Below are 21,729 nucleotides of genomic sequence, written 5' to 3'. Positions count from 1 at the left end.
TGTAAAAACTTGACCTCTTAAATTATGTTTTTTAAAATCGATACTTTAAATGTAGGGATATATTGATGTGGTTGGCCTAATAAACGTATTTAAATCAAATATAGCATGTAAAACTATACTTTTAATTAGTACTTTAGTATTAATGTTTTCGGCTGGCTGTAGTTCTCAAAAAGATCAACTATCCAATAATAATGCTGTAGCTCTTTCTCAAGATAAACATATTATTCTAAAAAGAGGCACTGTTATTCAACAAAGCTTTTATGGTGATGACTTATGGCAAAGAGTTCGCAATGGCTTCCAACTACAAAATGAATATCTTGGTGCAAATAACTCACGTATCGACCAACAACAACGTTTATTAACCTCTAATATAAAGTCTACAGAACGATTATTTGCCAAAGGTAGCCCTTATTTACACTATATTGTTGAGCAATTAGAGGCACGTAATATGCCTTTAGAGCTTGCTTTATTACCTGCTGTGGAAAGTGCCTACAATCCAACAGCTTACTCTAATATGAAAGCAGCTGGTTTATGGCAATTTATGCCTAGAACAGGAACTCACTTTAATCTTCAACAAACTCGTTGGTATGATGGTCGTTTGGATATTATTGCTTCTACTAATGCAGCATTAGATTATCTCCAATATCTACATAATATGTTTAATGATTGGCCTTTGGCTTTAGCAGCTTATAATTCAGGTGAAGGAACGGTTAGAAGAGCTATTCAGCAAAACCAAAAGCTAAATCGACCGACTGATTATTGGAATTTATCATTACCTAATGAAACCATCCACTATGTACCTAAATTATTAGCTTTATCTAAAATTGCATTTTCTCCTGATAACTATCAAGTAAACTTGGCTCCTATTCCTAACCAACCCTACTTTAATAAAATAGAAATTAACCACCAAATTAAGTTAGATACTGTAGCTTCTTTAATAGGTGTTGATTCTCAGGAGCTACAAAACTTAAATGCTGGATTAAAAGCACAAGCTGTTATCAACAATGAATGTCCTAAACAATTATTAGTTCCTGCACATAAAGCTGCTATTTTTAGCGATCTATTGGCAACTGGTAGTATTCCTAATGAAAACATTTCATTATGGAATAATTATAACATTCGCTCAGGTGATACATTAGGCAGTATTGCGGCAAGGCATAACACTACTGTAAATGAATTAAGAAGTATCAATAAGCTTGCTAACAATCAAATGCTAAGAGCAGGACAACAACTTAAAGTACCAATGGTGGCCAGTACCTCTACTAGTAGCAACTCTTCAGAACAACCTTTAAGAACTATTGTATTAAAAGATAATAGAAAATATACCATCCAAGCGGGTGATAATCTTTGGAGTATCTCACAAAAGAATAATATTAAGTTAGAGAGACTATTAGAACTTAATCAATTAAGCGCTAATGCTTCAATTAAACCAGGTCAACAACTGTATCTTACAGATCGGAATTAATAACATACTTCTTTGCTGAAGGTAAGTTTTCAACTTATCTTTAAACAATAAATAATTCTCTATCATATAGTTAATATGCTCTTTTATACTTATATTATTTAAATATTTATAAAACAGATACAGACTATTAAAAGAATCTATTCAATGTATGTACGATTGATATATTTCTTCCATAAACAATCTAACCTACTACATTAATTTCAACTTATAAAAAAATAAAATATTAATAAATTTCAACAATAAAAAAACCAAGCATATAGCTTGGCTTTTTTTATGACTTTTGTAGCTAATTACTTATTCAGCACTAGCTTCCACTTCAACCGCTTCTTTCTTCAAAGGACGATCAACTAATTCTACATAAGCCATAGGAGCATTATCACCTTGACGGAAACCGCATTTTAAAATACGGATATAGCCGCCTGGACGAGTAGCATAACGTTTGCCTAGTTCGTTAAAAAGAATACCTACAGCTTCTTTAGAACGAGTACGGCTAAATGCTAAACGACGGTTAGCAACACTATCTACTTTAGCTAAAGTAATTAACGGCTCAGCAACGCGACGTAATTCTTTTGCTTTAGGTAATGTAGTTTTAATTAATTCATGCTCAAATAACGATACTGCCATGTTTTGGAACATAGCTTTACGATGTGAGCTTGTACGGTTTAAATGGCGACCACTTTTACGATGACGCATGGTTGTAATTCCTTACCAAATATACACTCGGTGGTAATTAGGATCAGCCAAAAGACCGATCATCTTTCTTAATACTTGCCGGCGGCCAGTTGTCTAGGCGCATGCCTAGCGATAGACCACGAGAAGCTAAAACATCTTTAATCTCAGTTAAAGATTTTTTACCTAAATTCGGCGTTTTCAATAATTCTACTTCAGTGCGCTGAATCAAATCACCAATGTAGTAAATATTTTCTGCTTTCAAGCAATTAGCTGAACGTACTGTTAACTCTAAATCATCAACTGGACGAAGTAGAATTGGATCAATTTCATCTTCAGGCTCATCAACTATCGTTTCAATTTCACTTTGTAAATCAACAAACGCAGCTAATTGATGTTGAAGAATAGTCGCAGCACGACGAATTGCTTCTTCAGGATCTAAAGTACCATTGGTTTCTAAATCAAGCACTAATTTATCCAAGTTAGTACGTTGTTCCACACGAGCATTTTCAACTACGTAAGAAACACGACGCACTGGACTAAAAGTAGCATCTAATTGTAAGCGACCAATTGCTCTTGTTTCATCATCTGAAGCACGAGCATCAGCAGGTACATAACCACGACCACGAGCAATCTTTAATCTCATGTTCAATGCACCTTTATTAGATAAATGAGCAATGATATGGTCTGGATTAACGATTTCTACGTCATGTTCTAATTGAATGTCTGCTGCAGTCACTACACCTTCACCCTTTTTAGAAAGGGTCAAAGTTACTTCGTCACGGCCATGCAACTTAACAGCTAAACCTTTTAGGTTTAACAATATTTCAATTACATCCTCTTGCACACCTTCAATAGTGCTGTACTCATGGAGCACACCATCAATTTCGGCTTCAATTACAGCGCAACCTGGCATAGAAGAAAGCAGGATACGGCGTAATGCATTACCTAATGTGTGACCAAACCCACGCTCAAGAGGCTCTAAAGTAATCTTAGCGCGAGTTGTACTGATGTCCTCAACATCAATATGTCGAGGAGTCAGAAAATCATTTAGCATACTATGCATGGTAGCACCTTTAATTTAGCAATTACTTGGAGTAAAGCTCAACGATCAGGTTTTCATTGATGTCAGCTGGTAAATCGCTACGCTCAGGAACGCTCTTGAAGACGCCTTCTTTCTTGTTAGCATCTACTTCAACCCATGCTACAAAACCACGAGAAGAGTTCAATTCTAATGCTTGAGCAATACGTAGTTGATTCTTACATTTTTCACGAACGGCTACTACATCACCTGCTTTCACTTGGTATGATGGAATATTAACTACTTGACCGTTCACAGTAATAGATTTGTGTGATACTAACTGACGTGCTTCCGCACGAGTAGCACCAAATCCCATACGGAATACTACGTTATCTAAACGGCACTCAAGAATTTGCAATAAGTTTTCACCTGTTGCACCTTTACGACGAGCCGCTTCTTTATAGTAACCGCTGAACTGACGCTCTAATACACCATAAATACGGCGCACTTTTTGTTTTTCACGAAGCTGTAAACCATAGTCAGATAAACGTCCACGACGTTGACCATGTTGACCAGGCGCAGTTTCCATATTACATTTTGATTCTAACGCGCGTGAACCGCTCTTTAAGAAAAGATCTGTACCTTCACGACGAGACAGTTTACATTTGGGACCAATATAACGAGCCATTTTTCACTGCCTCCTTAAACACGACGTTTCTTAGGTGGACGACATCCATTATGAGGAATTGGCGTCACATCAGTAATGCTAGCGATCTTATAACCACAAGCGTTAAGTGCACGAACAGCAGACTCACGACCAGGGCCAGGACCTTTAACATTTACTTCAAGATTCTTTAAACCGTACTCTAATGCTGCTTGACCAGCACGTTCTGCCGCTACTTGAGCAGCAAATGGAGTACTTTTACGAGATCCACGGAAACCAGAACCACCAGCAGTAGCCCAAGATAGAGCATTACCTTGACGGTCAGTAATAGTTACAATGGTATTATTAAAAGAAGCGTGGATATGGGCGATCCCATCAACCACCGTCTTTTTGACTTTTTTACGAGTACGAGCAGCAGGTTTTGCCATGATAATTAAATCCTATAGTAGACAATTACTTGCGAATTGGCTTGCGTGGTCCCTTACGGGTACGAGCATTCGTTTTAGTACGTTGACCATGAACAGGTAAACCGCGACGGTGACGTAGGCCACGGAAGCAACCTAAATCCATCAAACGTTTAATGTTCATATTAACTTCACGACGTAAGTCACCTTCAGTCGTAAATTTAGCCACTTCACCACGAAGCTGTTCAAGCTGCTCTTCTGAAAGATCTTTGATCTTCGTAGCTGGATTAATACCAGCCGCTGCACAAATTTGATGTGCAGTAACGCGACCTACACCATAAATGTAAGTCAACGAGATAACAGTATGTTTGTTATCTGGAATGTTTACGCCTGCAATACGGGCCATTCATTAAACTCCATTTGACAGCTATTTTCACCTTGGAAGTCAGGAATAAGGTATAAAATATTATTGCTGTAGTTAAAAAATAACTCAGTAGCACACTAGCTACTGAGAATCACTATAAGCGCACAATCAACCCTGACGTTGTTTGTGACGAGGTTCTGCACTACAAATTACTCGCACAATACCATTGCGACGAATAATCTTACAATTGCGGCATAATTTCTTTACCGATGCACGGACTTTCATCACTAGCTCCCCAAACCTTATGACCTACGATCTACCATAGGTTTTCAGATTAGATTTTTTCATTAGAGAGTCATATTGATGAGATACTAGATGTGATTGTACTTGAGCCATAAAGTCCATCACAACTACTACTACGATCAATAAAGACGTCCCACCTAAATAAAATGGCAAACCAATTTTTGAAATCAAAAATTGAGGTAATAAGCATACCGCCGCCATATAAATTGCTCCGAACAAAGTTAAACGTGTTAACACGCCATCAATGTAACGAGCAGTGTGCTCACCAGGACGAATACCAGGGATGAAAGCACCAGACTTTTTCAGATTTTCTGCTACATCTTTTGGATTAAATACCAATGCAGTATAGAAGAAACAGAAAAATACAATACCAGCAATAAACAACAATATATAAAGTGGCTGATTAGGTGCTAACAACTGAGCTACAGAACCCAACCATCCTAAACCTTCAGCCTTGCCAAACCACTGTGCTATAGATGCTGGGAATAGTAAAATACTACTAGCAAAAATAGCAGGAATAACCCCAGCCATATTTACTTTCAATGGTAAATGGCTAGTTTGTTTAGCAAAATTCTTATAACCTTGTTGTTGACGTCTAGCATAGCTAATTTCAATACGACGTTGCCCACGCTCAACAAATACTACGAAAGCTACAATCGCAATGATTAGTACACCTACCACAAGCAAAGTTGCAAATGATCTAAAATAGTCACCTGTTTCATTAGAAGCAGCTAAGGAGTGAACGATTGCACTAGGAATACCAGCCACAATACCAGCGAAGATTAGCATGGAAATACCATTACCAACACCACGCTCAGTAATTTGCTCACCCAACCACATTAAAAACATTGAACCAGCAACAAAGGTAGTTACTGCAATAAAAAAGAAGGAGAAAGCTGTACTAAAAGTAACACCTTGACTAGCCAAACCTAATGACATACCAATGGCCTGAACAATCGCTAAAAATAACGCACCATAACGAGTATATTGAGTTATTTTACGACGGCCTGCTTCCCCTTCTTTTCGTAATTGTTCTAACGAAGGAACTACGGCAGTCATGAGCTGCATGATAATTGATGCCGAAATATAGGGCATAATCCCTAAGGCAAAAATACTCATACGCTCAAGAGAACCACCCGAGAACATATTGAATAAGTCAAAGATCGTCCCTCCTTGTTGTTGGAATAAAATCTTTAATTGATCAGGATTAATTCCAGGAACAGGTATATGAGCACCTATTCGATACACAATAATTGCTAGGAATAAGAATTTTAACCGAGTATATAACTCTGTTAAACCACCACCTGCAAATGAAGAGAGAGCGTTTTGCTTAGCCATTTAGTCCTCGAACTTACCACCAGCAGCTTCCACAGCTTCCCGCGCACCTTTGGTAGCAGGAATACCTTTTAATGTAAATGCACTTGCTACTTTACCAGATAACACTAATTTAACGCGCTTAACACTATAGTTAATCACATTAGCTTCTTTTAAAGTTTGTAGTGTTACTACATCAGCCTTTACTTTAGCTAATTCAGAAGTACGAACTTCTGCACGATCTAAAGCTTTTTGTGAAACGAAGCCAAATTTTGGTAAACGACGGTGTAAAGGCATTTGACCGCCTTCAAAACCTGGAGCAACGCCACCACCAGTACGAGAAGTCACACCTTTATGACCACGACCAGCAGTTTTACCTAAACCGCTACCAATACCACGGCCAACACGTAATTTAGCTTTACGTGCACCTGGGGCACTAGCGATTTCATTTAAAAATAGGGCCATTATTAATCCTCCACTCTTAGAAGGTAATAAGCCTTATTGATCATGCCACGGTTTTCTGGAGTATCTAATACTTCAACAGTGTGACCAATACGACGTAGACCTAACCCTTTAACACAAGCCTTGTGGTTCGCTAAACGACCATTAGTACTTTTGATAAGAGTAACTTTTACTTTGTTAGCAGTAGCCATGATTACAGAATCTCCTCTACTGTTTTACCACGCTTAGTAGCCACGGCATCAGGAGATTGCATGTCTCTTAAACCTTTAAAAGTTGCATACACAACGTTTACAGGATTAGTAGAACCATAGCACTTAGCTAATACGTTTTGTACACCTGCTACTTCTAATACAGCACGCATAGCACCACCAGCGATGATACCAGTACCTTCAGAGGCTGGCTGCATGTAAACTTTAGAAGCACCATGTACTGATTTAATTGGATACTGTAAAGTAGTGCCATTTAAATCAACTTGAATCATATTGCGACGTGCTGCTTCCATTGCTTTTTGGATAGCTGCTGGTACTTCACGTGATTTACCACGTCCAAAACCAACACGACCTTTACCATCACCTACTACAGTTAATGCAGTAAAAGTAAAGATACGACCACCTTTAACAGTTTTAGCTACACGATTTACTTGAACTAATTTCTCAATGTAACCTTCGTCGCGGCTTTCTTTCTCTTCGCGATTATCGCGATCTCGTCTTTGCTCTGCCATAATTTAGAACTCCAACCCGCCTTCACGAGCAGCATCAGCTAACGCCTTCACGCGACCATGATATTTAAAACCAGAACGGTCAAAGGCTAGTTTGGTTACACCAGCAGCTTTAGCACGAGTCGCAATTAATTGACCTACTTTTTTAGCTGCCTCAATATTACCTGTTGCACCATCACGCAATTCTTTATCCAGCGTAGAAGCACAAGCTAATACTTTGCCACCATCAGCTGCAATAACCTGCGCATAAATATGCTGGGAAGAGCGGTACACGCAGAGACGTACAACTTCCAGCTCGCGCATTCTTAAACGTGCTTGACGTGCACGGCGCAAACGAGTTTCTTTTTTGTCGCTCATTTTCTATGTCCTACTTCTTCTTAGCTTCTTTACGATGGACAGTTTCATCTGCATAACGAACACCTTTACCTTTGTATGGTTCTGGTGGACGGAAACCGCGAACTTCAGCTGCTACTTGTCCAACTAGTTGTTTATCAATGCCTTTAATCAAAATTTCAGTTTGAGTAGGCGTTTCTGCAGTAACACCTGCAGGTAATTGGTAATCGATTGGATGCGAAAAACCTAAGGTTAAGTTTAAAACTTCACCTTTAGCTTGTGCTCTGTAACCAACACCATTTAATAATAGTTTACGCTCAAAGCCTTGACTAACACCTAACACCATATTATTAACTAAGGCGCGAGTAGTACCAGACATTGCTTTCACTTTAAGTTCAGCATTTTCACGTAAGGCAAATTTTAATTCAGCACCATCCTGAGTAATTTCTACGGCAGGATGAATTTTCATTTCTAAAGTACCTTTTGGGCCTTTAACTGAAAATTGATCTCCAGCGATTTTAACTTCAACCCCTGCTGGAATAGTAACGGGATTCTTAGCAACGCGTGACATAGCTAACTCCCCTTAGAATACTGTACAAAGTACTTCGCCACCAACACCGGCAGCGCGAGCAGCACGATCAGTCATCACACCTTTATTGGTAGAGATGATAGATACACCTAGACCACCACGTACTTTTGGCAGCTCAGAAGCTGACTTGTAGTTACGTAAGCCTGGACGACTAGCTCTTTTAAGTTCTTCAATAACGGGACGACCTTCGAAATATTTTAATTCGATAGTCAACTCGGGTTTTACGCTTTCACTAACTGAGTACCCTTGAATGTAACCTTCGTCTTGAAGAACTTTGGCTACAGCCACCTTTAATTTAGAGGATGGCATGCTTACAACTGACTTTTCAGCCATTTGGGCATTACGGATACGGGTTAGCATATCAGCTAACGGGTCCTGCATACTCATGGGCTATTTTTACTCCTAAAAATATAAAAGAACCTATTTTATTATTTAAATCAATATAAATAGGCTACGAAACGCCAAAATGCTCCACACAGAGATTCGGCGAGCCGAGCATTTTAACGACACAAAAAAAATAAGTCAAGCTATAAAGCTTGACTTATCTTATTTACAACTTAATTACTGAGTGATTACCAGCTAGCTTTCACTAAACCTGGCACATCACCGCGCATTGCTGCTTCACGTAACTTGTTACGTCCTAAACCGAACTTACGGTATACACCGTGTGGACGGCCAGTAATACGGCAACGGTTACGAATACGTGATTTACTTGCATCACGAGGTTGTTTTTGTAAAGCAACTTGTGCTTCCCAACGCTCTTCATCAGTAGACTTTGGGTTAACAATAATTGCTTTTAAAGCAGCACGCTTTTCAGCGTATTTAGCAACCGTTTGTTGACGTTTCAATTCACGGTTTTTCATGCTCATTTTAGCCATTGTCTAACTCCTAGTTACGGAATGGGAAGTTAAATGCACGTAATAATGCACGCCCTTCTTCATCCGTACGCGCTGTAGTGGTTACAGTAATATCTAAACCACGTAAAGCATCAATTTTATCGTAATCAATTTCTGGGAAAATGATTTGTTCTTTTACACCCATGCTGTAATTTCCGCGTCCGTCAAAAGACTTGGCATTTAAGCCACGGAAGTCACGTACACGTGGTAAAGAGATCGAAATCAAACGATCCAAAAACTCATACATACGATCACGACGTAAAGTTACCTTAATACCAATTGGCCAACCTTCACGAACCTTGAAACCCGCAATTGATTTACGCGCTTTAGTAACCACTGCTTTTTGACCTGTGATTTTCTCAAGATCAGCTAAAGCATTTTCAATTACTTTTTTATCGCCAATTGCTTCACCAAGCCCCATGTTAAGGGTGATTTTGGTAATGCGAGGAACTTCCATCACATTAGCTAATTTTAATTCATCCTTTAATTTAGGAAGAATTTGTTCTTTATAAACTTTTTCTAGACGTGCCATGGTTATTTACCTTCCTTCTCAAGCATCAATCGGTTGTTGATTGGACTTGAAGATACGAACCTTAACACCATCTTCAAATTTAAAACCTACGCGATCTGCTTTGCTAGTTTCAGAATTGAAAATAGCAACGTTAGAGATATGCAAAGGTGCTTCTTTCTCAACAATACCGCCTTGAGTACCAGCTTGTGGATTAGGCTTAGTATGGCGTTTAACCATATTAATACCACTTACAATCACACGATCATCAGCAAGCACTTTAACAATACGGCCGCGCTTACCTTTATCTTTACCGGCGATGACGATAATTTCGTCATCTCGACGAATCTTCTTCATAGCGCCTCTCCTTACAACACTTCTGGAGCAAGTGAGACGATTTTCATAAACTTCTCAGTACGAAGTTCACGAGTTACTGGTCCAAAGATACGGGTACCAATCGGCTCTTGCTTATTGTTTAATAACACAGCTGCGTTATCATCAAAACGGATTAAAGAACCATCTTGACGACGAACACCATGACGAGTACGTACAACTACCGCAGTCATCACTTGCCCTTTTTTAACTTTACCACGTGGGATGGCTTCTTTCACAGCTACCTTAATGATGTCACCCACAGCAGCATAACGACGGTGAGAACCACCTAATACTTTGATACACATCACACGACGTGCACCACTGTTATCTGCCACATCTAGCATTGATTGAGTCTGAATCATATATTTTCTCCGACCCCCTTACACTGCGTCCGCGCGTTCAACAACTTCCACTAATGTCCAAGCTTTAGTCTTGGATAGTGGACGTGTTTCACGAATGGTAACTGTGTCGCCAATGCGACATTGATTAGTCTCATCGTGCGCATGTAATTTAGTAGAACGTTTAACATACTTACCATAGATTGGGTGTTTTACACGACGCTCAATCAATACAGTAATTGTTTTGTCCATTTTATCGCTAGTCACACGACCCATAAGCGTGCGAACGGTTTTTTGAGCTTCAGCCATAATCACTTACCTGCCTGCTTCTGCTTCGCGGTCAACTCGGTTTTAAGGCGAGCGATATCACGTTTAACCTGTTTGAGCAAGTGAACTTGACCTAATTGACCAGTCGCTTTTTGCATACGCAAATTAAACTGATCACGCAATAAGCCCATGATTTGCTCGTTAATTTGTTCTACGGAAAGATTCCGTACTTCTTCACGTCTTTGTTTTAATTTCATTACATCACCGTCCGCTTAACAAAAGAGGTGGGAATAGGAAGTTTAGCTGCAGCAAGTGCAAAAGCTTCACGGGCTAATACTTCTGAAACGCCTTCAATTTCGTAAAGAACTTTACCAGGTTGAATTTGTGCTACCCAGTATTCTACGCCACCTTTACCTTTACCCATACGAACTTCTAAAGGTTTCTTGGTAATTGGCTTATCAGGAAACACACGAATCCAGATTTTACCACCACGTTTAACGTGACGTGTGAGAGCACGACGTGCTGCTTCGATTTGACGAGCAGTTAAACGACCGCGTCCAGTAGCTTTCAGCGCGTACTCGCCAAAACTCACTTTGCTACCGCGATGAGCAAGACCACGGTTATGACCCGTCATCTGCTTTCTAAATTTTGTACGCTTTGGTTGTAACATTTGGCGTACCCCTTACTTAGCAGCTTTTTTACGAGATGTAGGTGCTGGTTTAGTTTCTTCTAATTGGCCACCAATAACTTCGCCTTTGAAGATCCAAACTTTAACACCGATTACACCATAAGTAGTGTGTGCTTCATAGGTTGCATAATCGATATCGGCACGAAGTGTATGTAAAGGAACACGACCTTCACGATACCATTCGCTACGAGCGATTTCTGCACCACCTAAGCGACCGCTTACCTGAATCTTGATACCTTTAGCACCAAGACGCATTGCGCTCTGAACCGCACGTTTCATTGCACGACGGAACATAACACGACGCTCTAACTGCTGGGCAACACCTTGTGCTACTAACATTGCGTCTAATTCTGGTTTACGAATTTCTTCAATATTAATATGAACGGGAACACCCATTTGTTTGGTCAGGTCCTGACGTAACTTCTCCACATCTTCACCTTTTTTCCCGATAACAATACCAGGACGTGCAGTGTGAATAGTAATACGTGCACTTTGAGCTGGACGAGCAATGTCGATTCGGCTCACGGACGCGTTTTTTAATTTATCTTGGAGGTAACCACGAACTTTCAAGTCAGTATTTAGATAATCCGCATAGTTTTTGCGGTCTGCATACCAAACAGAAGTGTGCTCCTTTACGATTCCTAGGCGTATGCCAGTAGGATGTACTTTCTGACCCATCTGATCGACTCCGTTACTTTTCGATAACTTTAACAGTGATATGACAAGACCGTTTAACAATACGATCAGCACGACCTTTTGCACGAGGAAGCATACGTTTTAAAGAACGCCCTTCGTCAACATAAACAGCATGAATTTTCAGGTCATCAATGTCAAAGCCCTTGTTTTGTTCAGCATTTGCAATCGCTGACTCAAGCACTTTCTTAAATAACGGAGCAGCTTTTTTACTGCTGAACGTTAGTAAATTAAGTGCAGTGCCAATCTCCTTCCCACGAATTTGATCAGCTACTAAGCGAGCTTTCTGAGCAGAAATACGAGCACCTGATAATTTCGCAGATACTATCTTATCTTTGTCTTCTTTCATTACGCTCACCTATTAACGCTTGGCTTTCTTATCTGCCGCATGACCACGATATGTACGGGTAGCAGCAAACTCGCCTAATTTATGGCCAACCATATCTTCATTCACAAGTACTGGTACATGTTGACGACCATTGTGAACAGCGATAGTTAAACCTACCATTTGTGGCAATATCATAGAACGACGTGACCAAGTTTTAATTGGCTTACGATCATTCTTTTCAACAGCCGTTTCGATCTTCTTCAATAGGTGAAGATCGATAAAAGGACCTTTCTTTAACGAACGTGGCATTATCGTATCCTCACTTATTTACGACGACGGACAATCATATTGTCAGTACGTTTATTAGTACGAGTTTTCTTACCTTTGGTTTTGATACCCCAAGGCGTAACTGGGTGACGACCACCAGAAGTACGACCTTCACCACCACCATGTGGATGGTCAACAGGGTTCATTGCCACACCACGTACTGTAGGACGAATACCACGCCAGCGGCTTGCACCAGCCTTACCTAATGAACGTAAGCTATGTTCACCATTAGATACTTCACCTAAAGTTGCACGACATTCTGATAAGATTTTACGCATTTCACCAGAACGTAAACGTACCGTTACATAAGCACCTTCACGAGCAACTAACTGTACAGAAGCACCCGCTGAACGTGCAATTTGTGCACCTTTACCAGGTTTCATTTCGATACAGTGAATAGTACTACCTACTGGGATATTACGTAATGGTAATGTATTACCCGCCTTAATCGGTGCATGCGCACCAGCGATTATTTGATCGCCAGCTTTAACACCTTTAGGTGCAATAATATAACGACGCTCACCATCTGCATATTTCAATAAAGCAATATGTGCAGTACGGTTTGGATCATATTCAATACGCTCTACAACCGCAGGAATACCATCTTTATCATTGCGACGGAAATCAACTAAACGGTAATGTTGCTTATGTCCACCACCAATATGGCGCGTAGTGATACGACCATTATTGTTACGACCACCAGACTTAGACTTTTTCTCAAGTAATGGTGCATATGGAGCACCTTTATGTAACTCTGGAGTTACTACTTTAACTACGAAACGACGTCCTGCTGAGGTCGGTTTGCATTTAACTATAGCCATGGATGCACCCTACCTTATTTATCTTGAGCAGCTAATGATTCAATAACACTGCCTGGCTTAAGAACAACGTAGGCTTTTTTCCAATCGCTTTCTTTACCTTTTGCAAAACGAATACGTTTTGAAGTTTTACCAGACATTTCTCTTTTGACCTTACCTTTAACGTTTAAGGTCATCACTTTAGCTACTTCAACTTTGAATAGTTTTTCAACTGCTTCTTTGATCTCAACTTTATTAGCAGTAGCAGCCACTTTAAAAGCAATGCGATCTTGACCGCCTTCTTCTAAAATAAGTTCTGACTTCTCAGTATGGAGAGGGGCAAGAAGAACCTTGTATAAACGAGCTTGTTCAAAACTCATGCCAATACCTCCTCAATTTTCTTAATAGCAGGTACAGTAATAAGTACCTTTTCATAAGCAATTAAACTGACAGGATCTGAACCACTTGCTTCTACATAATCTACATGAGGTAGGTTACGAGCTGCTAACCATAGGTTAGTATCAAAAGCATCAGTTATGATTAATACATCTTTTAACTCTAATGCTTGCAGTTTATTCACTAATTCTTTAGTTTTTGGCGCATCAACAGCAAAATTCTCAACCACTACTAAACGATCAGTACGCGCAAGTTCAGATAAAATTGAACGAATCGCTGCACGATACATTTTACGGTTAATTTTTTGTGAATGATCTTGTGGCTTAGCTGCAAAAGTAGTACCACCGCTACGCCAGATTGGGCTACGAGTAGACCCAGCACGTGCGCGACCAGTACCTTTTTGACGCCAAGGCTTTTTGCCACCACCAGATACTTCTGCACGAGTTTTTTGTGCACGTGTACCTTGACGACCAGCAGCCATATAAGCTACTACAGCTTGGTGGATTAATGTTTCATTGTACTTTGCATCAAAGACTGCTTGATTAACTTCGATTGCTTGCGCACCATTTACATTTAATTGCATTCTTTATTCCCCCTTAACCGCGAGCTTTAACAGCAGGACGTACAATCACATCACTACCAGTAGCACCAGGAACAGCTCCTTTTACTAATAGTAAGTTGCGCTCAACGTCAACACGAACGATTTGTAGGGACTGCACAGTTACGCGCTCAGCACCTAAATGACCAGACATTTTCTTGCCTTTGAAAACACGACCAGGAGTCTGACACTGACCGATAGAGCCTGGTACACGGTGAGACACTGAGTTACCATGTGTATTGTCTTGACCGCGGAAATTCCAACGTTTAATAGTACCAGCAAATCCTTTACCCTTAGATTGACCAGTTACGTCAACCATTTGACCAGCTTCGAACATATCAACTTTAAGTTCGTCACCAGCTTGGTATTCGCCATCTTCTAAACGGAATTCTAAAACGCCACGACCAGCAGCTACTTTAGCTTTTGCAAAGTGACCAGCTTGTGGTTTTGAAACACGAGAAGTACGACGCTCACCCACTGTAACCTGTACAGCACGGTAGCCATCAGTTTCTTCTGATTTGAATTGAGTAACACGATTTGGTTCAACTTCAATAACAGTAACCGGAATCGAGATACCTTCTTCGGTAAAAATGCGAGTCATACCGCATTTACGACCGATAACACCAATTGTCATATATATACCTCTATAAGTGTACGGGGCTTTCACCCGCTATGGCCGCCCATTTCAGAGCGTTACACGACTAAAGCAATGCCTTAGCCGAGGCTGATTTGCACTTCTACACCAGCTGCAAGATCAAGCTTCATTAATGCATCAACTGTTTTATCAGTTGGTTGCACGATATCTAATACTCTTTTATGAGTACGAATTTCATATTGATCACGCGCGTCTTTATTAACGTGCGGAGAAATCAATACAGTAAATCTCTCTTTACGAGTTGGTAATGGTATTGGACCACGAACTTGAGCCCCAGTACGTTTCGCAGTATCTACGATTTCCTGAGTTGATTGATCGATCAAGCGGTGATCAAATGCCTTTAACCGAATACGAATTTGTTGGTTTTGCATGTTGACCTCAGACTCTTAATAACTTTCAGCAGGCGGACTATGCCCACTGAAAAGAGGCGCAATTCTACGAGGAGTTAGCCTTACTGTCAATCATTAATATCGTTTTAAATTGACTAACTCAATAGTGTTCAGGATAGCTTAGACAATGACCATAAGAACTCTTGGTTTATTTGCATACCATCCACATATCTCAATATATAAATATTTTGTTACAATTTATATACTATATGTTTAGCTATAAACAGGTCATTAGTAAGCTCCTGGATCACTTCTTGATTGGTTGAAAACAAACTTGCCACATCAAATATGCCCTGCTCTTGATAGCTAATAACTTCTTGCTCATTCAATGTAAGACAAACTTCACCCGTATTTTTATTCAAAATACGTAGACTAGGATGTGCACATTCTAACCAAGCATCTACTAGATAAATCATAAATCACCTCATTTAACATACCATTTAAAATGATAATAATTATCATTTGTATTTAAAACAAGGGGTATTTGAATTATTTATCCTAAAATTGAGATAACGCAAACTTCAACAATGACGTTCAATTGATAGAAGATATATTTTTAATTACTAGATATAGAATTTTCAAACCTCCAACAATAACAAAACAACAATCTTAGTTATTTTGGAAGAGCGATAAAGATCACCAAATAAGGATCCAAATAAACCAATAGCCTTACTACTTAAACAAACAAAAAATAGCTATTACAGTTTTATGGAACATATATTGATATTATTTTCACACAGTAAGCGATATAGATGAAAAGTTCTATTTCTTTACTAATACACAAGGCAATGACTTTAGATTTATATTTTCCTATACAGGCTAAGTTCTTTGATTTACTCTAAATAGCTATTAATAAGTCCTAGCAACAGAAAATTCAGTTAACTCAATTAAAGCATCTTTATATTTGCTATCAGGAATAGCACTCTGTAAATAAGCTATTGCTTTCTCAGCATAACTTCTAGCCAATTGAGCAGTATAGTCTAATGCCCCTGTCTCTTGCACTATCTGACTAATTAGCTCTAATTGATCAGTTCCGCCTTTTTGAATAGCTTTACGAACGATTGCAGATTGTTCTACATTACCATGCTTCATGGCATAGATAAGAGGTAAGGTCGGTTTACCCTCAGCGAGATCATCACCAACATTTTTACCAAGATCATCCGTACTGCCACGGTAATCCAACAAATCATCTACTAATTGAAAAGCAATACCTAATGCATCACCAAAACAACGTAAAGCTTCACATTGTTCAGGAGTAGCTTTCGCTAACACGCCTGCACTATGGGTAGCCGCTTCAAATAACATCGCTGTTTTACCACGGATGACTTGCATATAGATTTCTTCCGTAGTGCTAGCATCACGTACGCGGGATAACTGTAATACCTCACCTTCCGCAATAATACGGGTAGCATGGGAAATCACCTGCATAATATGCATGGAATCTAATTTCACCATCATTTCAAAAGCACGGGTATATAAAAAGTCACCTACTAATACACTAGGCGCATTACCCCAAATAGCGTTAGCTGTTGAACGACCTCTACGTAAACCAGAAGCATCAACCACATCATCATGCAGTAAGGTAGAAGTATGAATAAACTCAATAAGCCCAGCCAATAAACAAAGGTCATCTCCTTTTTTACCAACTGCATTACCTGCTAATAACACTAATAGAGGACGTAAGCGTTTACCACCAGCCGAGATAATATACTCTGCAATTTGTTCAACTAAAGGAACATCCGACACTAATTGTTTACGGATAATATCATCTACCCTAGCAAAATCTTCGGCAATAACTTGGTAAAAGCTTTGAGTTTTAGATTGAACAGTCACTCTATCTATTCCTTAAAAATATTGTGCGTAATGCTAGGTGGGCAACTAATAAGTGTCAAGCATTTATGCTAGATAAATATATTGATTAGCTTTTTACAAAACACCTTTATCCTCTATATTAGATAAGCCTTCATTTAATTTACGCGCGCTCGTAATAATTTTTTTAAAACCATGTGTTCATTTTAAGAAAAATAAAAGAACAGATTTCATCGAAAATAAAGTAATGATTATAAGTAGCTACTATTATAAATTTTTGATACGTCTGTATTCATCTTGAACATCTTGATCAATCATAATTGAACTGATAGATTCGCTGGAGTGTATATTTGAACCACTTTTTTTAACACCTGATATCCAATACTCCTCACCTGTTTCAAGATCCCTAAAATTTCCTCGTACCCCTTTACCCTTGTTACTAATGAATGTTTTACCCTTATAGTAAATTGTTTTGCCTGTTTTTGAAAAACTCACCCAACCTATGCAAGCATCAGTCCCATCAATTAACCCCTCTTTATTTTCTATATACATAACTCGTCTATGCTTAGTTAAGTTGATTAGATTTCATAATATACTCTCTGATATAAAGTAAATTTTATAAACATCTACTTTGTGTATTTTAATTGAATTGTAATCTTTTCTCAAAAAAGACCTATACTTGCATCGTTATCTATACAATAAAACCATAATATTTTATAAATCCACTTGCTTAGTTATAATAAGCAGAGTAAAATCCTAACCCCTGAATTCCCTCAGGTAACTACCTGTCACGCAATAGCTTAGTGTTTTCCAGCACCTAGCAGCCATGCCAGACCAATTATACTGATGATAAAGCGTCGGGTGAGCAGGACTAACGGAGATTATTTTAAATGTATGCAGTAATTGTAACTGGCGGCAAACAATACAAAGTCGCTGAAGGTGAATACCTTAAAGTTGAAAAACTAGAAGTTCCTACTGGTGAAACTATCACTATTGATAAAGTACTTTTAGTTGCTAATGGTGAACAAATTAATATTGGCGCTCCTGTAGTAGAAGGCGCTAAAGTTACAGCTGAAGTAATCAGCCAAGGTCGTCACGACAAAATCAGAATTATCAAATTCCGTCGTCGTAAACACCATATGAAACGTCAGGGTCACCGTCAATGGTACACTGAAATCAAGATTACTGGTATTTCTGCCTAAGACCTTTTTGAGGAGTATATAACTCATGGCACATAAGAAAGCTGGCGGTTCTACCCGCAACGGTCGTGATTCCGAATCCAAACGACTAGGTGTTAAATTATTTGGTGGACAAACTGTAAAAGCAGGTAACATCCTTGTTCGTCAACGTGGTACTCAATTCCACCCAGGTTATGGTGTTGGTATTGGTAAAGACCATACTTTATTTGCTAAAGTAGATGGTGTTGTTAAGTTTGAAGTGAAAGGTCAATTTGGCCGTCGTTATGTAAGCATTGTTGCTGCATAATCTCACTATTTAGAAAAAACCCTGTCTATGGCAGGGTTTTTTTGTCTTTAACTCAAGAAAATTTCTCTTCTAACTTGCAAACCCTCCATAACTAATTAAACTAACAATCAGGCTAATTAAAAATCCGTCGCGAGACGAAGGTAATTTATGAAATTTGTTGATGAAGTATCTATTCATGTACAAGCTGGTGATGGCGGTAATGGTTGCATGAGTTTTAGACGAGAAAAATTTATTGAGAAAGGCGGCCCCAACGGTGGCGATGGTGGTGATGGTGGCTCTGTCTATCTAGAGGCCGCTGCTAACCTGAACACCTTGGTTGACTATCGCTATACCCGTCGCTTCCAAGCACAGCGTGGTCAAAATGGTGGTAGCACTGATTGTACGGGCGCTAAAGGTGATGACCTTATTTTACCAGTTCCCATTGGCACAACCATTATTGATGCTAATACCCAAGAAATCATTGGCGACTTAACTAAAGAAGGTCAACGCTTAATGGTGGCGCAAGGTGGTTGGCATGGTTTAGGTAATACTCGTTTTAAATCCAGTACTAACCGTGCGCCACGCCAAACTACGCCTGGCAAACCTGGTGAAGCTCGTGATCTGAAATTAGAACTTAAAGTGATTGCTGATGTAGGTTTATTAGGCTTACCTAATGCAGGCAAAAGTACCTTTATTCGTAGCGTCTCTGCGGCAAAAGCCAAAGTAGCAGACTATCCTTTTACTACCATTGTGCCTAATCTAGGCGTAGTGAGTGTTGGCAGCTTTAAAAGCTTCGTGATCGCTGATATTCCTGGACTAATTGAGGGTGCGTCAGATGGTAGTGGCTTAGGTACACGTTTCTTAAAACACTTAACCCGTACCCGCTTACTATTACACCTAGTGGATATGTTACCGTTGGATGGTAGTGATCCTGCTGATGCGGCTGTTACTATTCTAAATGAATTAGAAAAGTTTAGCCCATCACTAGTAGAACGTGATCGTTGGTTAATTCTGAACAAAGCAGATCAATTATTAGAAGATGAACAACAAGAAGTGAAACAAGCTATTGTAGAAAAACTACAATGGCAAGGCCCTGTTTATATTATTTCTGCTAGTGAACGAGAAGGTACAGAATCACTTGCACAAGCAGTTATGCGTTATTTAGATGAACGCACTTTGCGTATAGAAGAAGATCCTGAATACGCAGATTATCTTAAAGACCTCGACCAACGTATTGAAGATGAAACACGCGCTCACTTACAAGGTTTAGATGATGCTAGAGCATTACGTCGTAGTGGTTTAAAAGCGAGTGATGATGACACTGACGATATGGATGATTGGGATGAAGATGATGAGGACGGCCCAGAAATTATCTATGTAAGATAATCAGCTATAGCTACCTTATAGCGGTTATATAAGGTAGCTTAAAGATAAACTATTTAAATATCTTACCTGGATTCATAATATTATTAGGATCAAATACTGCTTTTACTGCACGCATATAATCAATTTCAGTTGCAGAACGGCTATACTCTAAATAGTCACGTTTAACCAACCCAACCCCATGTTCAGCAGAAACTGAACCATTGTATTTTTCTACCACCTCAAAGACTTTAGTATTCACCACTGCGCATTTAGCAAAGAAATCTTCCTTATCCAAATTAGCTGGTTTTAAAATATTTAAATGCAGGTTACCATCCCCAATATGACCATACCAAAGCACATCAAAATCTGGGTAATCGGCTTTTACAATATTATCAATATCCGCTAAAAAAGCAGGCACTTGACTAACCGTTACTGACAAATCATTTTTATAGGGGGTAAACGGAGCAATCGTTTCTGAAATATCTTCACGCAGGCGCCATAGGTTTTGTAATTGCTGTTCACTTTGGCTAATTACCCCATCTAATACCCAACCTTGTTCTACACAATGCTCAAACACAGCCATTGCTTCATCCCTAACATGTTCAGTAATGGCTTCAAACTCAATTAATGCATAGAAAGGATAACGACTATCAAAAGGTGCTGGAATATCACCACGATCCAAAATCTTCGCCAAACATTTATCTGAGAAAAACTCAAAAGCAGTTAAATCTAACTTACTTTGGAAAGCATGTAATACAGGCATAATAGAGTCAAAATCTGGTGTACCTAACACTAACACTGTTAAATTACTAGGTTTACGCTCCAATTTAATGGTAGCTTCTACCACAAAACCTAAGGTACCCTCTGCACCAATAAATAAATTACGAAAATCATAACCTGTGGCATTTTTAATTAGCCCTTTATTGAGGTCTAATAAATCACCTTTACCTGTAACTACTTTTAAACCAGCCACCCAGTTTCTAGTCATACCATAACGGATTACTTTAATACCGCCCGCATTAGTTCCTATATTGCCACCGATTTGGCTAGAGCCACTAGAGGCAAAGTCTACTGGGTAATATAATCCTTGCTCTTCTGCAAAAGTTTGTAACTGCTTAGTAACCAAACCAGGCTGACACACAACTTCACGATCAATAGCATTAAAATCTAGAATTTTATTCATATAATCAAAGGCAACGACCACCTCTTGATTATTAGCTACTGCTGCACCTGAAAGTCCTGTACGACCACCAGAAGGGACTAAGCCTATTTTATGTTGATTAGCCCAGCGCACAATAGCTTGTACTTCTTCAATAGTTTTTGGAAAAACGATAGCCAACGGATTAGGTGTATAAATTCGTGTCCAATCCTTGCCATAGTTTTCTAAAGAATCTTTATCTGTTAATACTTTACTGGGTTCTACTAATTGTTTTAATGATTCTAGAAGAGCATCATTGGTCATTTTTATTTAATCTCACAAAAAATTCATACAGAACTTGATAAAATATCCAGTTCTAACACACTAGAATG

36 protein-coding genes are annotated in these 21,729 nt (G+C 39.1%); 4 read left to right on the top strand and 32 right to left on the bottom strand.

Going from position 1 to position 21,729, the window contains the following annotated elements:
* The first annotated feature begins 67 nt into the window (after positions 1-67).
* Positions 68-1,465 carry a LysM peptidoglycan-binding domain-containing protein gene (locus ACQVD9_RS02255; RefSeq protein ID WP_264747262.1) on the top strand — a complete coding sequence of 466 codons (1,398 nt, stop codon included), beginning with the start codon at positions 68-70 and terminating at the stop codon, positions 1,463-1,465.
* Between the two features lie 294 nt (positions 1,466-1,759).
* Here ACQVD9_RS02255 and rplQ read toward each other — a convergent pair whose 3' ends face one another.
* The 31 genes from rplQ to ACQVD9_RS02100 form a co-directional block, all read right to left on the bottom strand.
* On the bottom strand, positions 1,760-2,158 hold the full coding sequence (gene rplQ / locus ACQVD9_RS02250; protein ID WP_264747261.1) for a 50S ribosomal protein L17: 399 nt from the start codon (positions 2,156-2,158) through the stop codon (positions 1,760-1,762).
* Between the two features lie 43 nt (positions 2,159-2,201).
* Entirely contained in the window at positions 2,202-3,200 is a 999-nt protein-coding gene (locus ACQVD9_RS02245) for a DNA-directed RNA polymerase subunit alpha (RefSeq protein WP_201092151.1), read from the bottom strand.
* 22 nt (positions 3,201-3,222) lie between these two features.
* Positions 3,223-3,843 (bottom strand): 30S ribosomal protein S4, encoded by a 621-nt coding sequence (gene rpsD / locus ACQVD9_RS02240; RefSeq protein ID WP_201092165.1) that lies wholly within the window; start codon positions 3,841-3,843, stop codon positions 3,223-3,225.
* A gap of 14 nt (positions 3,844-3,857) precedes the next feature.
* Positions 3,858-4,247 (bottom strand): 30S ribosomal protein S11, encoded by a 390-nt coding sequence (gene rpsK / locus ACQVD9_RS02235; RefSeq protein WP_109704024.1) that lies wholly within the window; start codon positions 4,245-4,247, stop codon positions 3,858-3,860.
* Between the two features lie 25 nt (positions 4,248-4,272).
* Positions 4,273-4,629 (bottom strand): 30S ribosomal protein S13, encoded by a 357-nt coding sequence (rpsM, locus tag ACQVD9_RS02230; RefSeq protein ID WP_264747260.1) that lies wholly within the window; start codon positions 4,627-4,629, stop codon positions 4,273-4,275.
* A 126-nt stretch (positions 4,630-4,755) separates the two neighbouring features.
* Positions 4,756-4,872, bottom strand: a complete 117-nt coding sequence (gene rpmJ / locus ACQVD9_RS02225) for a 50S ribosomal protein L36 (protein WP_201092182.1) — start codon at positions 4,870-4,872, stop codon at positions 4,756-4,758.
* A gap of 24 nt (positions 4,873-4,896) precedes the next feature.
* Positions 4,897-6,228 (bottom strand): preprotein translocase subunit SecY, encoded by a 1,332-nt coding sequence (gene secY / locus ACQVD9_RS02220; protein WP_264747259.1) that lies wholly within the window; start codon positions 6,226-6,228, stop codon positions 4,897-4,899.
* Positions 6,229-6,669 carry a 50S ribosomal protein L15 gene (rplO, locus tag ACQVD9_RS02215; protein WP_201092184.1) on the bottom strand — a complete coding sequence of 147 codons (441 nt, stop codon included), beginning with the start codon at positions 6,667-6,669 and terminating at the stop codon, positions 6,229-6,231. It abuts the gene before it with no gap.
* Positions 6,670-6,671: 2 nt separating this feature from the next.
* Positions 6,672-6,857 (bottom strand): 50S ribosomal protein L30, encoded by a 186-nt coding sequence (rpmD, locus tag ACQVD9_RS02210; RefSeq protein ID WP_201092185.1) that lies wholly within the window; start codon positions 6,855-6,857, stop codon positions 6,672-6,674.
* 2 nt (positions 6,858-6,859) lie between these two features.
* Positions 6,860-7,387, bottom strand: coding sequence for a 30S ribosomal protein S5 (rpsE, locus tag ACQVD9_RS02205; RefSeq protein ID WP_201092191.1), 528 nt, complete (start codon positions 7,385-7,387; stop codon positions 6,860-6,862).
* A 3-nt stretch (positions 7,388-7,390) separates the two neighbouring features.
* Entirely contained in the window at positions 7,391-7,741 is a 351-nt protein-coding gene (gene rplR / locus ACQVD9_RS02200) for a 50S ribosomal protein L18 (RefSeq protein ID WP_201092196.1), read from the bottom strand.
* 10 nt (positions 7,742-7,751) lie between these two features.
* Entirely contained in the window at positions 7,752-8,288 is a 537-nt protein-coding gene (rplF, locus tag ACQVD9_RS02195) for a 50S ribosomal protein L6 (protein ID WP_264747258.1), read from the bottom strand.
* A 12-nt stretch (positions 8,289-8,300) separates the two neighbouring features.
* Positions 8,301-8,693, bottom strand: a complete 393-nt coding sequence (gene rpsH, locus ACQVD9_RS02190; RefSeq protein ID WP_201092200.1) for a 30S ribosomal protein S8 — start codon at positions 8,691-8,693, stop codon at positions 8,301-8,303.
* Between the two features lie 185 nt (positions 8,694-8,878).
* Complete coding sequence (gene rpsN / locus ACQVD9_RS02185; protein ID WP_264747257.1) at positions 8,879-9,184, bottom strand: 30S ribosomal protein S14; 306 nt, start codon at positions 9,182-9,184, stop codon at positions 8,879-8,881.
* Between the two features lie 10 nt (positions 9,185-9,194).
* Positions 9,195-9,734 carry a 50S ribosomal protein L5 gene (rplE, locus tag ACQVD9_RS02180; RefSeq protein WP_201092208.1) on the bottom strand — a complete coding sequence of 180 codons (540 nt, stop codon included), beginning with the start codon at positions 9,732-9,734 and terminating at the stop codon, positions 9,195-9,197.
* Positions 9,735-9,752: 18 nt separating this feature from the next.
* Positions 9,753-10,067, bottom strand: a complete 315-nt coding sequence (gene rplX, locus ACQVD9_RS02175; RefSeq protein ID WP_201092211.1) for a 50S ribosomal protein L24 — start codon at positions 10,065-10,067, stop codon at positions 9,753-9,755.
* An 11-nt stretch (positions 10,068-10,078) separates the two neighbouring features.
* Positions 10,079-10,447 (bottom strand): 50S ribosomal protein L14, encoded by a 369-nt coding sequence (rplN, locus tag ACQVD9_RS02170; protein WP_201092214.1) that lies wholly within the window; start codon positions 10,445-10,447, stop codon positions 10,079-10,081.
* Between the two features lie 18 nt (positions 10,448-10,465).
* The gene (gene rpsQ, locus ACQVD9_RS02165) at positions 10,466-10,732 is read right to left on the bottom strand and encodes a 30S ribosomal protein S17 (RefSeq protein WP_201092220.1); all 267 of its coding nucleotides are present in this window, start codon (positions 10,730-10,732) and stop codon (positions 10,466-10,468) included.
* A gap of 2 nt (positions 10,733-10,734) precedes the next feature.
* Complete coding sequence (rpmC, locus tag ACQVD9_RS02160; RefSeq protein WP_201092222.1) at positions 10,735-10,947, bottom strand: 50S ribosomal protein L29; 213 nt, start codon at positions 10,945-10,947, stop codon at positions 10,735-10,737.
* Positions 10,947-11,360 (bottom strand): 50S ribosomal protein L16, encoded by a 414-nt coding sequence (rplP, locus tag ACQVD9_RS02155; protein ID WP_201092225.1) that lies wholly within the window; start codon positions 11,358-11,360, stop codon positions 10,947-10,949. The genes rpmC and rplP overlap by 1 nt, the downstream gene beginning before the upstream one ends.
* A gap of 12 nt (positions 11,361-11,372) precedes the next feature.
* Positions 11,373-12,056 carry a 30S ribosomal protein S3 gene (gene rpsC / locus ACQVD9_RS02150; RefSeq protein ID WP_201092226.1) on the bottom strand — a complete coding sequence of 228 codons (684 nt, stop codon included), beginning with the start codon at positions 12,054-12,056 and terminating at the stop codon, positions 11,373-11,375.
* Positions 12,057-12,069: 13 nt separating this feature from the next.
* Positions 12,070-12,420, bottom strand: coding sequence for a 50S ribosomal protein L22 (gene rplV, locus ACQVD9_RS02145; protein WP_201095922.1), 351 nt, complete (start codon positions 12,418-12,420; stop codon positions 12,070-12,072).
* 12 nt (positions 12,421-12,432) lie between these two features.
* Positions 12,433-12,708 carry a 30S ribosomal protein S19 gene (gene rpsS, locus ACQVD9_RS02140; protein ID WP_201092227.1) on the bottom strand — a complete coding sequence of 92 codons (276 nt, stop codon included), beginning with the start codon at positions 12,706-12,708 and terminating at the stop codon, positions 12,433-12,435.
* Between the two features lie 14 nt (positions 12,709-12,722).
* Positions 12,723-13,547: a 50S ribosomal protein L2 gene (gene rplB / locus ACQVD9_RS02135; RefSeq protein WP_201092228.1), complete on the bottom strand. Its 825-nt coding sequence runs from the start codon at positions 13,545-13,547 to the stop codon at positions 12,723-12,725.
* Positions 13,548-13,561: 14 nt separating this feature from the next.
* Positions 13,562-13,903 (bottom strand): 50S ribosomal protein L23, encoded by a 342-nt coding sequence (rplW, locus tag ACQVD9_RS02130; protein ID WP_201092230.1) that lies wholly within the window; start codon positions 13,901-13,903, stop codon positions 13,562-13,564.
* A complete protein-coding gene (rplD, locus tag ACQVD9_RS02125; protein WP_201092231.1) occupies positions 13,900-14,502 on the bottom strand; it encodes a 50S ribosomal protein L4 in 603 nt (200 codons plus the stop codon). The genes rplW and rplD overlap by 4 nt, the downstream gene beginning before the upstream one ends.
* A 13-nt stretch (positions 14,503-14,515) precedes the next feature.
* Entirely contained in the window at positions 14,516-15,151 is a 636-nt protein-coding gene (rplC, locus tag ACQVD9_RS02120) for a 50S ribosomal protein L3 (protein ID WP_201092232.1), read from the bottom strand.
* Between the two features lie 80 nt (positions 15,152-15,231).
* Positions 15,232-15,543: a 30S ribosomal protein S10 gene (gene rpsJ, locus ACQVD9_RS02115; RefSeq protein ID WP_044501102.1), complete on the bottom strand. Its 312-nt coding sequence runs from the start codon at positions 15,541-15,543 to the stop codon at positions 15,232-15,234.
* Positions 15,544-15,752: 209 nt separating this feature from the next.
* The gene (locus ACQVD9_RS02110) at positions 15,753-15,977 is read right to left on the bottom strand and encodes a hypothetical protein (protein WP_264747256.1); all 225 of its coding nucleotides are present in this window, start codon (positions 15,975-15,977) and stop codon (positions 15,753-15,755) included.
* A gap of 433 nt (positions 15,978-16,410) precedes the next feature.
* The gene (locus ACQVD9_RS02105; RefSeq protein WP_264747255.1) at positions 16,411-17,394 is read right to left on the bottom strand and encodes a polyprenyl synthetase family protein; all 984 of its coding nucleotides are present in this window, start codon (positions 17,392-17,394) and stop codon (positions 16,411-16,413) included.
* Positions 17,395-17,637: 243 nt separating this feature from the next.
* Entirely contained in the window at positions 17,638-17,922 is a 285-nt protein-coding gene (locus ACQVD9_RS02100; RefSeq protein ID WP_264747254.1) for a hypothetical protein, read from the bottom strand.
* 338 nt (positions 17,923-18,260) lie between these two features.
* On the opposite strand from ACQVD9_RS02100, the gene rplU reads away from it, so the two are divergent.
* The 3 genes from rplU (at position 18,261) to cgtA (ending at position 20,220) form a co-directional block, all read left to right on the top strand.
* Positions 18,261-18,572: a 50S ribosomal protein L21 gene (gene rplU / locus ACQVD9_RS02095; RefSeq protein WP_264747253.1), complete on the top strand. Its 312-nt coding sequence runs from the start codon at positions 18,261-18,263 to the stop codon at positions 18,570-18,572.
* Between the two features lie 25 nt (positions 18,573-18,597).
* A complete protein-coding gene (gene rpmA / locus ACQVD9_RS02090) occupies positions 18,598-18,855 on the top strand; it encodes a 50S ribosomal protein L27 (RefSeq protein WP_201092238.1) in 258 nt (85 codons plus the stop codon).
* Between the two features lie 147 nt (positions 18,856-19,002).
* Positions 19,003-20,220 carry an Obg family GTPase CgtA gene (gene cgtA / locus ACQVD9_RS02085; RefSeq protein WP_264747252.1) on the top strand — a complete coding sequence of 406 codons (1,218 nt, stop codon included), beginning with the start codon at positions 19,003-19,005 and terminating at the stop codon, positions 20,218-20,220.
* Positions 20,221-20,269: 49 nt separating this feature from the next.
* Here the strand turns inward: cgtA and ACQVD9_RS02080 are convergent, their stop codons facing one another.
* A complete protein-coding gene (locus ACQVD9_RS02080; protein WP_264747251.1) occupies positions 20,270-21,661 on the bottom strand; it encodes an FAD-binding oxidoreductase in 1,392 nt (463 codons plus the stop codon).
* Positions 21,662-21,729 lie beyond the last annotated feature (68 nt).

This window comes from Entomomonas sp. E7T21 (assembly GCF_058693955.1).
Note: the sequence above shows the minus strand (reverse complement) of the source record. Positions and strands in the feature narration are given on the sequence as shown.